Below are 11,883 nucleotides of genomic sequence, written 5' to 3' on the forward strand. Positions count from 1 at the left end.
CCCGGCGCCCTCCCCGGTGCGCTGCCCGGCGCCCTGCCCGGCGCCCGTCCAAGCGCCCTCGCCGGGGCCCGTCGAACCGTCCGCCCCGCTGCACCGTTCCCCCGCACGACGGCGGCCCGCGCGGGGCGCGCCGGGGAGGAGCGGGGACGCGGTGACCGACGCCGACGAGGAGCTGGTGCGCGCGCTGCACGAGGAGCACGCCGGCGCCCTGTTCGGCTACGTGCTCTCCCTGACCGGGGACCGCGCCGAGGCCCAGGACGTCGTGCAGGAGACCCTGCTGCGCGCCTGGCGCCACCCGGGGGCCATGGACCCCGCCAGCGGCTCCAACCGCGCCTGGCTGTTCACCGTCGCCCGGCGCCTGGTCATCGACCAGCGCCGCTCGGCGCGCGCGCGGCGCGAGAGCGTGCGCGCGCAGGTCCCCGACTCCTCCGTCGTCGACGAGTCCGAGCAGGTCCTGCAGCAGTGGGTGGTCGCGCAGGCCCTGGAGCGCCTGTCGCCCGAGCACCGCGCCGTGCTGCGCGAGTGCTACTTCCGGGGCCGCTCGGTGGCCGAGGCCTCCCGCGCGCTGGGCGTGCCCGCCGGCACGGTGAAGTCGCGCACCCACTACGCGCTGATGAACCTCAGACTGGCCCTGCAGGAGATGGGGGTGAGCCGCCGGTGACGAGCGGACCGGGCGACGCGTTCGCCACGAGCGCCGGGCCGTACGTGCTCGGGGCGCTGAGCCCCGCCGAGCGCGACGCGTTCGAGGAGCACCTGCCCGGGTGCGCGTCCTGCCGGGCGGCCGTGGAGGACCTGGCCGGCCTGCCGGGGCTGCTCTCGCGCGTGCCCGCGGACGTGCTCGCCGCCCTGGACGACGAGGCGCCGGCGCCGGCGCCGCCGCGCGCGCCGGACACCCTGCTGCCGCGCCTGCTGCGCGAGGTGCGCGCCCGCCGCCGCCGGCGCCGCCTGGTGCTGCTCGCCGGCGGGGCGGCCGCCGCGTGCCTGGCCGTGCTGGCCGGGGCGGCGGTGCTGGGCGACGGCGGCGCGGTGCCCACCGCGCTGCCCACCGCGCCCGCCCCGTCCAGCGCGCCCGCCCCGTCCAGCGCGCCCGCCCCGTCCACCGAGCCCCCGGGCGCCGGGGCGGGCTCGGTGCGCTCCCTGGAGCCGCTGGTGCCGGTGCCGCTGACCGCCACCGCGCAGCTGACGCCGGTGGCCTGGGGCACGCGGGTGGACCTGGTGTGCGCCTACGCCTCCGACACCGCCGGCCGGTCCTACCCGTACGCCCTCGTCGTCAAGGACGCCGAGGGCCGCGCCGAGCGCATCGGCACCTGGACGGCCGTGCCCGGACGCGACGCGCGCCTGAGCGGTGCCACCTCGCTGACGCGCGAGCGCATCTCGGCGGTGGAGGTGCAGACCCTGGAGGGCACCGCGCTGCTGCGGCTGGACGAGGGCGCCGGCCGCTCCTGAGGGCTCAGCCGGCAGGCAGCGGGTCCCCGCCGCCGGCGGCGACCTCGTCGGCCACGCGCTGCACCATCGCCACGTACCAGTCGGCGTGGTTGTAGCGGAACAGGGCACCGGCCTCCGCGGCGCGCCCGCGCCCGGCGCCGTTGGCGCACAGGTACCGCGCGGCGGTGAACACCGCGTCGGCCGGGTCCAGCGCGTCGGTGTCCCCGTCGCCGTCGCCGTCGACCGCGTAGGCGGCGAACGTGGCCGGCATGAACTGCATCGGCCCCAACGCCCCGGCCGAGGAGGGGCCCACGTTCCGCCCGTGCCCGCTCTCGACCTGGCCCACGGCCTGCAGCAGCGCCGCGCGCATCCCCGGGCACGTCGTCGCCGCCCGCGCGTACAGGTCCGCGTACCCGGTGGGGGCGCTCGCGGCGCGCACCGCGGAGGTCGCGCGGGCGGCCTCGGCCGCGGCGGCCGCGGCGGCCGCGCGCGCGGCGGCCAGCGCCCGCTCGGCGTCCTCGGCGGCCTGCAGCCGCGCGGCGCGCGCGTCGAGGGAGCCCACCCGCCGCTGCGCCTCGGCGAGGTCCTGCTGCAGCCGCCCCGAGCGCGCGGAGAGCTCGCGCAGCGCGGCCACGCCGGCGACGGCGGCCGCGTCGGCGGCGGCGGAGGCGGCGCGCGCGTCCGCGGCGCGGGCCACGGCCCCGGCGGTGGCGGCCTCGCCCGCCCGCGAGCCGGCGGCGAGCGGGCCGTCGGCGATCTCGCGGGCGCGCAGCGCCTGCGCGGGGTCGGCCCCGGTGAGCAGCGAGCGCACCACCGCGTACCCGCCGCTGCCGGTCAGGCCGCGCGCCGGGCCCATGTACAGCGCGCGCACGCGGCGGGTGCCGTGGGCGCGGGCGTCGGCCGCGCCCGCGCTGAGCCGCTGCTGCTCGACCTCGGCGGCCACGGCGGCGCCGGCGGCGCGCTGCACGGCCGCGCGCTGCTCGACCAGCGCGCGCTGGACGTCGGCCGCGCTCGCGCCGGCCCGCTCGGCGGCGGCGCGCGCGGCCTCCGCCTCGGCGCGCGCGGCGGCGGCCGTGCCCGTGGTGGCGCCGGAGGTGGCGGCGGGGGAGGGGGTGGCCGGTGCGGCGGAGGCCGGGACGGCGAGCAGCACGGCGCTCAGCGCGGCGCCCAGCGCGGTGCCCAGCGCGGTGCCCAGCGTCCTGGGCGCCGGGGCGGTCCCGCACGGGCGCGCGGTGCCGCGCCGGAGCCGGGTGCCTGCCACGTCGAGGGCGTCGGCACCGCGCCCGGGGACCTTGAGCGCGAGACCACCTCACTACGAACTGTGACCATGCAGTCACAGCACTATGCTCCCGGGGACCTCGGCGCGAGCCGGGCGCAGGGCCGGCGCGTGCCCGCCGACGGCGGCGGGGAGGAGGTGGACGTGGGGGCAGCCCGTGCGGTCCCGCACCACCCGCGCGAGCGGTCCACGGCGGACGAGTGGTCCCGGCGCCTCGACGAGCTCGTCGCCCGCCCCGAGCGGCTGCGGCTGGTGCTGCACCCCGTGGTCGACGTGGCCGCCGGCCGCGTCGCCGGGTACGAGGTGCTCTCCCGCTTCGACCCCCCGCACGGGCCCGAGCAGTGGTTCGGCGCCGCGCGCCGGCTCGGCCGCAGCGCCGCGCTGGACCTGCTGGTGCTGCGCGCGGCGCTGCCGCTGCGCCGGCGGCTGCCGCACGGGACCTTCCTGGCCCTCAACGCGGCCCCGGAGTCGCTCGGCGACCCGCGCGTGCGGGAGCTGCTGGACGGGCAGGACCTGACCTCGGTCGTCCTGGAGGTCACCGAGCACACCGACTGCGATGACGCCGCCCTGGCCGGGGCGCTGGCCGCGCTGCGCGAGCGCGGTGCCCGCGTCGCGCTGGACGACGTGGGCACCGGGCACTCCGGCCTGCTGCGCATGGCCCTGGTGCGCCCCGACGTGCTCAAGGTGGACCTGCAGCTCGTGCGCGACCTGGACCGCGACCTCGTCAAGCGCTCCGTGGTGCGCTTCCTCGGCGAGTGCGCCGACCGGCTGGATGCGTGGGTGCTCGCCGAGGGCGTGGAGTCCCCCGCCGAGCTGGACGTGCTGCGCTCGATGGGCGTGCCGCTGGTGCAGGGCTTCCTGCTGGCCCGCCCGGCCGGGTCCTTCGCACCGCTGTCGCCGCGGGCGCGCCGGCTGCTCAGCACCGCCCCGGCCGCCCCGGCGCCGGCCGCGCCCGGCGGGGCGGGGCGGCTGGCGCGGCGCAGCAAGACCTGCCGGGCCGTCGACGAGGCGGCGCGCGCCGTCGTCGAGGACGGCGCCCCGGTCGTCGTGGTCGACGAGCGCGACGTGCCGCGGGCGCTGGTGCTGCCGGCCGCCGCGGCCGGCGCCGGCCCGCGGGTGCGCGAGGTGCTCAGCGCGCTGGCGCCGGAGACGTCGGTGCCCGAGGCCGCCGCGCGCGCCGTCTCGCGCGCGCCGCAGCTGCGCTTCGACCCGCTGGTGTGCACCGACGCCACCGGCCGGTACGTGGGGCTCGTGGGCGTGGAGGACCTGGTGCTGGAGCTGTCCGCCGGCGCGGGCCCGGCCGGCGGGGCCGGCGGGGTGAGGGGGGTGGGGGCGTGAAGGCGTTCCGCTGCGGGGACGTGGTGCCCGGCTGCCACCGCGAGTTCCTCGGCGAGGACCTCGCGGCGGTCCTGGCGCAGGTGGACGAGCACGCGCGCCGCGATCACGGCGTGGTGCCCGACGAGGACCTGGTGCGGGCCGTGTGCGAGCGGGTGCGCGAGGAGCCGGACCCCGGCGGGACCGGCTGAGCCCCGCGCGGCCCGCTCCGCCCCCGCCTCAGCCGGACAGGCGCGCGGGGAAGCCGCCGGTGGCCACCGGCCCCCAGCGCTCGGGCGTGACGCGCAGCAGGCACTTGCCCTGCCGCGACATCGCCTCGCGGTACTCGTCCCAGTCGGGGTGCTCGCCGGAGATGGAGCGGAAGTACTCCACCAGCGGCTCCAGCGCCTCCGGCAGGTCCAGCACCTCCGCGGTGCCGTCGACCTGCACCCACGCGTCGCCGAAGTCGTCGGAGAGGACCAGCACGCTGACGCGCGGGTCGCGGCGGGCGTTGACGGCCTTGGCGCGCTCGGGGTAGGACGAGATCACGAAGCGGCCCTCGGCGTCGACGCCGGCGGTCACGGGGGACAGCTGCGGCGAGCCGTCCGCGCGGCGGGTCAGCAGGACGACGTGGTGGCGGCCGCGGGCGAACTCCAGCAGGCCGTCGCGGTCGACGCGGGTGGTGGTGGCGGTGGTGGGCACGTCGCGGGAGGCTACCGCCCCGCGGCCGTGACGGTCCGCGAGTGGTCGTGACGGCGCGCTGTGGTGCACAGTGCCGCGCACCGGTCGCCGGACCGGGGACGGGAGGAGCGACGTGCGCACCGAGCAGCAGACGGACCTGGGGACGGGGCTCAAGCCCCGGCACATCACCATGATCTCCATCGCCGGCGTCATCGGCGCGGGCCTGTTCGTCGGGTCCAAGAGCGCCATCGCCGAGGCCGGCCCGGCCGTGCTCCTGTCCTACGTCCTCGCCGGCACCCTCGTGGTGCTCGTGATGAGGATGCTGGGGGAGATGGCCACCGCCCACCCGGACACCGGCTCCTTCTCCACCTACGCCGACCGGGCCCTGGGCCGCTGGGCCGGGTTCAGCGTGGGCTGGCTGTACTGGTGGTTCTGGGTGCTGGTGATCCCCGTGGAGGCCACCGCCGCCGCGGAGATCCTCACCGGCTGGATCGGCGCCCCGCAGTGGGTGTGGGCGCTGCTGGTCACCGTGCTGCTGACCGCCTCCAACCTCGCCAGCGTCGGCAACTTCGGCGAGTTCGAGTTCTGGTTCGCCATGGTCAAGGTCGTCGCGATCCTCGCCTTCATCGCCGTGGGCGTCCTCGCGGTGCTCGGCGTGCTGCCCGGCTCCGACGTCAGCGGGACCCCGGGGCTGTCGGCGGCCGGCGGTCTGCTGCCCAACGGCTTCGGCGCGGTGCTGGCCGCCGTGCTGCTGACGATGTTCAGCTTCATGGGCACCGAGATCGTCACCATCGCCGCGGCGGAGTCCCCCGACCCCGAGCGCGGGGTGCGCAGGGCCGTGAACTCCGTCATCGGCCGCATCGGGCTGTTCTACATCGGCTCGATCGCCGTCATCGTCGCCCTGGTGCCGTGGGACTCCCCGGCCCTGGAGCGCGACGGCTCCTACCAGAGCGTCCTGGACGCCATCGGCATCCCCGGCGCCTCCACGATCATGGACCTGGTCATCCTCACCGCCGTGGCCAGCTGCCTGAACTCCGCCCTCTACACCGCCTCGCGCATGGCGTTCTCGCTCTCGCGGCGCGGGGACGCCCCGGCGTGGTTCGGGCGGGTCTCGCCCGGCGGGGTCCCGCGCGGGGCGATCCTGGCCTCCACCGCCGTCGGCTTCCTCGCCGTCGTGGGCAACTACGCCCTGCCGGACCGCATCTTCGAGCTGCTGCTGGCCACCAGCGGCGCCCTGGCCCTGGTCGTCTACGCCTTCATCGCCCTGTCGCAGATCGGGGTGCGCCGGCAGCTGGACGCCGAGGGGCGCCGGCCGGCGGTGCGCATGTGGCTGTTCCCGTGGCTGACGTACGCCACCCTCGCCTTCATCGCCGCGGTGCTGGTCCTCATGGTGGTGCTGCCCGGCCAGCGCGTGGAGCTGGGGCTGTCGGCCGTGCTGACGGCCGCGGTGGTGACGGTGGGCGTGCTGCGCCAGCGCCGCGCCGGCCGCCCGGTCGGCGCCGGCACCCCCGGGGCGCGGGGGTGAGCGGGGCCGGCGCGCGCACCGTCGGGGTCGAGGAGGAGCACCTGCTCGCCGACCCCGTCGACGGCACCGCCCGCCCCGACGCGCCCCGCGTGCTGGGCGTGCTGGCGCCCGGGCGCGGCCAGAGCGAGCTGCAGCGCGAGCAGGTGGAGACCGGCTCGGCGCCGCAGACCTCGCTGGCCGAGCTGCGCGCGGACCTGCTGGCGCGCCGGCGCGAGCTGGCCGCGGCCGCCGGCGCGGGCGGCGCGGCGCTGCTGGCCCTGGGCACCCACCCGCTGGGCGGGGTGCCCACCCTGTCCGCCGGGGAGCGCTACGAGCGGCTGCGCGAGCGCTTCGGGCTGCTCTCGCGCGAGCAGCTCACGTGCGGCTGCCACGTGCACGTCGGCGTCGCCGACCGCGACGAGGGCGCCGCGGTGCTGGACCGGCTGCGGCCCTGGGCGCCGGTGCTGCTGGCGCTGAGCGCGAACTCCCCGTTCTGGCAGGGCCTGGACACCGGCCACGCCAGCTACCGCTCGCGGGTGTGGGACCGCTGGCCCACCGCCGGGCCCACCGACGCCGTCGGCGACGCCGCCGGCTACGACGCCCTGGTGCGGCGGGCGCTGGCCACCGGGGTGCCCCTGGACACCGGGATGCTCTACTTCGACGTCCGCCTCTCGGCGCGCTACCCCACCGTGGAGGTGCGGGTGGCCGACGTGTGCCTGCGCGTGGACGACGCCGTGGTGCTCGCCGGGCTGGTGCGGGCGCTGGCCGACACCGCCGTCGCCGCGCACCGCGCCGGGCGGCCGGTGCCCGAGGCCCGCGTGGAGGTGCTGCGCCTGGCCTCCTGGCGCGCCTCCTGCGACGGCGTGGACGGCGAGCTGGTGCACCCGCTGACCGGCACCCCCCGCCCGGCCGCGCAGGTGGTCGGCGACCTTCTCGAGCACGTCGCGCCCGCCCTGGCCGCCGCCGGCGACGAGGCGCTGGTGCGCGAGGGCGTCGCGGCGGTGCTGCGGCGCGGCAGCGGCGCGCGCTGGCAGCGCGCGGTCGCCGCCGCCGAGGGGGTCCCCGGGATGCTGCGGCACGCCGCGCGCCTCACCCTGGACGAGCCCGACCCGCCCCGCCCCGAGGAGGCCCCGTGACCGTCCTGCCGCCCGGCGTGCGCCCGGTGCCCCCCGGCCCCGGGCAGGAGTCCGTGTGGGACTACCCGCGCCCGCCGCGCCTGGAGGTGGCCCGGCGCCGGGTGCGCGTGCTCGTCGACGGGGCGGTCCTGGCCGACGCCCCCGCCGGCTCGCGCCTGGCGTGGCGGGTGCTGGAGACCAGCCACCCGCCGACGTACTACCTCGCCCCGGCCGCGCTCGACCCGGGCCTGCTGCGGCCTGCCGCGGGGGAGAGCTGGTGCGAGTGGAAGGGCCTGGCCGGCTACCTGGACGTCCTGGCCCCGGACGGCTCCGTCGCGGCCGAGCGCGCGGCGTGGTCCTACCCCAGCCCCACCGCCGCCTTCGCCGACCTGGCCGGGGCCGTCTCGCTGTACCCGGGCTGCGCCCCCGGGCGCGTGGTGTGCCTGCTCGACGAGGAGGAGGTGCGCCCGCAGCCGGGCGGCTTCTACGGCGGCTGGGTCAGCGACGACGTCGTCGGCCCCTTCAAGGGCGGTCCGGGCAGCCTCGGCTGGTGAACCGGGCCCCCCGGCGGGGTGCCCGTGTCGCGGGCGGGGCCTAGCCTGCAGGCGTGTCGATGGAGTCGGCCGCGTGGCACTCGCTGTGGCGGGCCACCAGCGCGGAGCAGCAGCAGCGGCCCCTCTCCCGGGAGACGGTCCAGCGCGTCCTTGACCTCGCGCGCGAGCGGCGGGGCCGGCTGGGGGTCTTCGTCGCCGGCAGCGTGGTCACCTCGGTGCTGGCCGTGGCCTCGCCGGTGCTCGCCGGGCGCGCGGTGGAGGCCGTCACCGCCGGCGACGGCCGGCGCGTGGTGCTGCTGGCGGTGCTCATCGCGCTGGTGGCCCTGGCCGAGGCGGCCCTGGGGCTGTGGGTGCGCTGGCTGTCGGCCAGGATCGGCGAGGACCTCATCCTCGACCTGCGCACCCGCGTCTTCGACCACGTGCAGCGCATGCCGGTGGCGTTCTTCACCCGCACCCGCACCGGCGCCCTCGTCTCCCGCCTGAACAGCGACGTGCTCGGCGCCCAGCGCGCCTTCTCCGGCACCCTGTCCGGCGTCGTGGGCAACGCCGTGTCCGTGGTGCTCACCGCGGCCGTGATGCTCACGACGTCCTGGCTGGTGACGGTGCTGGCGCTGGTGCTGCTGCCGGTGTTCCTCGTGCCCGCGCGCCGCATGGGCCGGCGCCTGGCGGCGCTCTCGCGCGAGGCCGCCCAGCTGAACGCCGCGATGACCAACCAGTCCACCGAGCGCTTCTCCGCCCCCGGCGCCACCCTCGTCAAGCTCTTCGGCCGCCCGCACGACGAGTCGCGCGCCTTCGCCGAGGCCGCCCGCCGGGTGCGCGACATCGGGGTGCGCACCGCCGTGCTGAACTCCGTGTTCGTCACCGCCCTGACGCTGGCCTCGGCGCTGGCGCTGGCGCTGGTGTACGGCGTGGGCGGCCTGGCCGCCGTCGGCGGGCGCCTGGACGCCGGCAGCATCGTCACCCTCGCGCTGCTGCTGACGCGCCTGTACGCGCCGCTGACGGCGCTGGCCGGGGCCCGGGTGGACGTTATGAGCGCCCTGGTCAGCTTCGAGCGGGTCTTCGAGGTGCTGGACCTGGTGCCGCTGGTGCGCGACCCCGAGCGCCCGCGGGCGCTGCCGGCCGGGCCGCTGACGGTGGAGTTCGACCACGTCGACTTCGCCTACCCGGCCGCCTCGGAGGTCTCCCTGGCCTCCCTGGAGGACGTCGCCGTCCTCGACGCGCGCGGCGGCGTGCCCGTCCTGCACGACGTGACCTTCCGCGTCGAGCCGGGGCAGGTCGTCGCGCTGGTGGGCTCCTCGGGGGCGGGCAAGTCGACCACCGCCCAGCTGCTGGCGCGCCTGTACGACGTCTCCGGCGGCGCGGTGCGCCTGGGCGGGGTGGACGTGCGCGACCTGACCGCGGCCTCCATCCGCTCCGCCGTCGGCGTCGTCACCCAGGACGGGCACCTCTTCCACGAGTCGCTGCGCTCGAACCTGCTGCTGGCGCGCCCGGGCGCCACCGACGCCGAGCTGCTGCAGGCCCTGGAGCGCGCCCGCCTGGGCGAGCTGGTGGCGCAGCTGCCCGAGGGGCTGGACACCGTCGTCGGCGAGCGCGGCTACCGCTTCTCCGGCGGCGAGCGCCAGCGGCTGACCATCGCCCGCCTGCTGCTGGCGCAGCCGCGCGTGGTGGTGCTCGACGAGGCGACCGCCTCGCTGGACTCCGCCTCCGAGGCCGCGGTGCAGGCCGCCCTGGACGAGGCGCTGACCGGGCGCACCGCGCTGGTCATCGCCCACCGGCTCTCCACGATCCGCGGTGCCGACCAGATCCTCGTCCTGGAGGCCGGCCGGGTCGTCGAGCGCGGCACCCACGCGCAGCTGATGGCCCTGCACGGGCGCTACGCGCACCTGCACGAGACGCAGTTCGCGCTGCCGTGAGCCCCCGACCGGTGGCGGCGACGGCGCAGACGCCAGGGACGGCGCCGCCCCCGGCGGCGCGGGGGGCGCCCGGGGCGTGCACCCGCTGACAGCCCTACTTGCCGGCGCCCAGCATCACGGCCGCGACCAACTCGTCGTCACGCTCGTGGTCTACCCCGCGCTGGCGGCCGTCCCCGAGCGCGACTGGGCCGCGGTGCACTCCGCGCACTCGCGGCGGATCACCCCCGTCGTGGCCCTCGTCTACGGCGCGGTGCTGGGCACCTGGGCGTGGGCGCTGGCCACCACGGCGCTCAGCGGTGCCCTCGTGCTCGCCGGGGCGGGCAGCGCCCTGGCCGGGGCGGCGACGGCCCTGGTGGCCGGGCCCACCCACGCCCGCCTGGGGCGCGAGGGCCCGCGCCCGCACCTGCTGCGCCGGCTGCGCCGCGCCGACGCGGTGCGCCTGGCCGGGGCCCTGCTGGCACTGGCCGCGACCGCGCTGGCCGTGCCCGCCGCGCGCTGAGCACCGCTCACAGCGCCCGCCCGCCGCCGAGAGCGGGAGTTCACGCGGCCGAGACGGGGCCCTGACCGCGGTGAAACACGCCGGGCGCAGGCTGTGGCGCGACCCCGCACCGCCTCCGCGGACCGCGGTCCGCCGATCCCCCCCGGAGACCAGCGCCGTGTCCTACGTCAGCCCGCCCGACCTCGTCGTGAAGATGATCGACGCCGGCCAGTCCAAGGCCCTCATGGCGACCCGAGACACCCTCGTGCGCGCCTACATGGCCGGCGCGATCCTCGCGCTGGCCGCGGCCTTCGCGGTCACCGTCACCGTGCAGACCGGCGACGCCCTGGTGGGCGCGCTGCTCTTCCCGGTCGGCTTCGCGATGCTCTACCTGCTGGGCTTCGACCTGCTCACCGGCGTCTTCACGCTCGTGCCGCTGGCCCTGCTCGACCGCCGCCCCGGCGTCACCTGGCGCTCCATGCTGCGCAACTGGGGGCTGGTCTTCACCGGCAACCTCGCCGGCGCGCTGACCGTGGCGGTGCTCATGTCGATCGTGGTCACCTACGGCTTCTCCGTGGACCCGAACGAGGTGGGCCAGCGCCTGGGCGAGATCGGCGAGGCCCGCACCCTGGGCTACGCCGAGCACGGCGCCGCTGGGATGCTCACGCTGTTCGTGCGCGGCCTGCTGTGCAACTGGATGGTCTCCACCGGCGTCGTCGGCGCCATGGTCTCCACCAGCGTGCCCGGCAAGGTCATCGCCATGTGGATGCCCATCATCGTCTTCTTCTACATGGGCTTCGAGCACTCGGTCGTCAACATGTTCCTCTTCCCCACCGGCCTGCTGCTGGGCGGGCAGTTCTCCCTGGGCGACTACCTGGTGTGGAACGAGGTCCCCACCGTGCTCGGCAACCTCGTCGGCGGCCTGACGTTCGTCGGGCTGACCCTGTACGCCACCCACGCCCGCACCGGCCGCCCGCGCGCGGTGCCGCAGCAGGTCGGCGTGCGCGACGAGGTCCCCGCCGCCGCCCGCTGACCGCCCGGCCCCACCCCCCGACGACCCCACCCCCCGACGACGGAGGAACCCCCGTGACCGACGTGCTGACCAAGGCCCAGGCCGGCGCCCGGGTGCGCGCCGCGCGCACCCGCGCCGGGCTGAGCTGGGCGGAGCTGGCCGAGCACCTCGGCGCCCCGCTGGTGTGGACGACCGCCGCGCTGCTCGGGCAGCACCCGATGACCGCCGAGCAGGCCCGGCTCGTCGGGAAGCTGCTGGAGCTGGACGAGGAGGTGGTCACCGCGCTGCAGGACCAGCCCTACCGCGGCTCCGACCCCGCGCTGGCCTCGGACCCCACCGTCTACCGCTTCCACGAGGCGCTGTCGGTGTACGGCCCGGCCCTGAAGGAGCTCATCCACGAGGAGTTCGGCGACGGCATCATGAGCGCCATCAACTTCCGGGTGGACATCGCCCGCCGCCCCGACCCCGACGGCGACCGCGTCGTCGTCACCTTCGACGGGAAGTTCCTCGACTACCGCTGGTGAGCCCCGGCCCCGCCGGGCGGTGCGCCGCGACCCCGCGGCGCGGCTCGAGGCGGACGCGCTGCGGGTGACGGCGTCCCGGCGGGGGGC

General features: G+C 77.9%; 13 protein-coding genes. 11 read left to right on the forward strand and 2 right to left on the reverse strand.

Features of this window, described 5'->3' with window-relative positions; all coding sequences use genetic code 11:
• Positions 1-151: 151 nt before the first annotated feature.
• Both ACRYR7_RS09585 and ACRYR7_RS09590 read left to right on the forward strand, forming a co-directional pair.
• Positions 152-661 carry a sigma-70 family RNA polymerase sigma factor gene (locus tag ACRYR7_RS09585; RefSeq protein ID WP_432571853.1) on the forward strand — a complete coding sequence of 170 codons (510 nt, stop codon included), beginning with the start codon at positions 152-154 and terminating at the stop codon, positions 659-661.
• Positions 658-1,446 carry an anti-sigma factor family protein gene (locus ACRYR7_RS09590; RefSeq protein ID WP_432571854.1) on the forward strand — a complete coding sequence of 263 codons (789 nt, stop codon included), beginning with the start codon at positions 658-660 and terminating at the stop codon, positions 1,444-1,446. Before ACRYR7_RS09585 ends, ACRYR7_RS09590 begins: the two co-directional genes overlap by 4 nt.
• Before the next feature lie 4 nt (positions 1,447-1,450).
• On the opposite strand, the gene ACRYR7_RS09595 is transcribed toward ACRYR7_RS09590, so the two are convergent.
• Positions 1,451-2,686 (reverse strand): lytic transglycosylase domain-containing protein, encoded by a 1,236-nt coding sequence (locus ACRYR7_RS09595; protein ID WP_432571855.1) that lies wholly within the window; start codon positions 2,684-2,686, stop codon positions 1,451-1,453.
• Positions 2,687-2,752: 66 nt separating this feature from the next.
• Between ACRYR7_RS09595 and ACRYR7_RS09600 the strand changes: the two genes are divergently transcribed.
• Both ACRYR7_RS09600 and ACRYR7_RS09605 read left to right on the forward strand, forming a co-directional pair.
• Positions 2,753-4,039: an EAL domain-containing protein gene (locus tag ACRYR7_RS09600; RefSeq protein ID WP_432571856.1), complete on the forward strand. Its 1,287-nt coding sequence runs from the start codon at positions 2,753-2,755 to the stop codon at positions 4,037-4,039.
• Positions 4,036-4,227 carry a DUF1059 domain-containing protein gene (locus ACRYR7_RS09605; RefSeq protein ID WP_432571857.1) on the forward strand — a complete coding sequence of 64 codons (192 nt, stop codon included), beginning with the start codon at positions 4,036-4,038 and terminating at the stop codon, positions 4,225-4,227. The genes ACRYR7_RS09600 and ACRYR7_RS09605 overlap by 4 nt, the downstream gene beginning before the upstream one ends.
• 28 nt (positions 4,228-4,255) lie before the next feature.
• On the opposite strand, the gene ACRYR7_RS09610 is transcribed toward ACRYR7_RS09605, so the two are convergent.
• Complete coding sequence (locus ACRYR7_RS09610) at positions 4,256-4,717, reverse strand: PPOX class F420-dependent oxidoreductase (RefSeq protein ID WP_432571858.1); 462 nt, start codon at positions 4,715-4,717, stop codon at positions 4,256-4,258.
• Between the two features lie 112 nt (positions 4,718-4,829).
• Here ACRYR7_RS09610 and ACRYR7_RS09615 point away from each other — a divergent pair, with 112 nt between their 5' ends.
• The 7 genes from ACRYR7_RS09615 to cynS all read left to right on the forward strand — a co-directional run bounded on the left by ACRYR7_RS09615 (position 4,830) and on the right by cynS (position 11,796).
• Positions 4,830-6,221 (forward strand): amino acid permease, encoded by a 1,392-nt coding sequence (locus ACRYR7_RS09615; protein WP_432571859.1) that lies wholly within the window; start codon positions 4,830-4,832, stop codon positions 6,219-6,221.
• Positions 6,218-7,336, forward strand: a complete 1,119-nt coding sequence (locus ACRYR7_RS09620) for a carboxylate-amine ligase (RefSeq protein ID WP_432571860.1) — start codon at positions 6,218-6,220, stop codon at positions 7,334-7,336. The genes ACRYR7_RS09615 and ACRYR7_RS09620 overlap by 4 nt, the downstream gene beginning before the upstream one ends.
• Positions 7,333-7,869: a DUF427 domain-containing protein gene (locus ACRYR7_RS09625; protein ID WP_432571861.1), complete on the forward strand. Its 537-nt coding sequence runs from the start codon at positions 7,333-7,335 to the stop codon at positions 7,867-7,869. Before ACRYR7_RS09620 ends, ACRYR7_RS09625 begins: the two co-directional genes overlap by 4 nt.
• 53 nt (positions 7,870-7,922) lie before the next feature.
• Positions 7,923-9,782: an ABC transporter ATP-binding protein gene (locus ACRYR7_RS09630; RefSeq protein WP_432571862.1), complete on the forward strand. Its 1,860-nt coding sequence runs from the start codon at positions 7,923-7,925 to the stop codon at positions 9,780-9,782.
• A 145-nt stretch (positions 9,783-9,927) separates the two neighbouring features.
• Entirely contained in the window at positions 9,928-10,281 is a 354-nt protein-coding gene (locus ACRYR7_RS09635) for a hypothetical protein (RefSeq protein ID WP_432571863.1), read from the forward strand.
• Between the two features lie 157 nt (positions 10,282-10,438).
• Positions 10,439-11,293 (forward strand): formate/nitrite transporter family protein, encoded by an 855-nt coding sequence (locus ACRYR7_RS09640; RefSeq protein WP_432571864.1) that lies wholly within the window; start codon positions 10,439-10,441, stop codon positions 11,291-11,293.
• Positions 11,294-11,346: 53 nt separating this feature from the next.
• Complete coding sequence (cynS, locus tag ACRYR7_RS09645) at positions 11,347-11,796, forward strand: cyanase (RefSeq protein ID WP_432571865.1); 450 nt, start codon at positions 11,347-11,349, stop codon at positions 11,794-11,796.
• The last annotated feature ends 87 nt before the right edge of the window (positions 11,797-11,883 follow it).

The organism is Kineococcus gurbantunggutensis (genome assembly GCF_050871925.1).
Lineage (GTDB): Bacteria > Actinomycetota > Actinomycetes > Actinomycetales > Kineococcaceae > Kineococcus.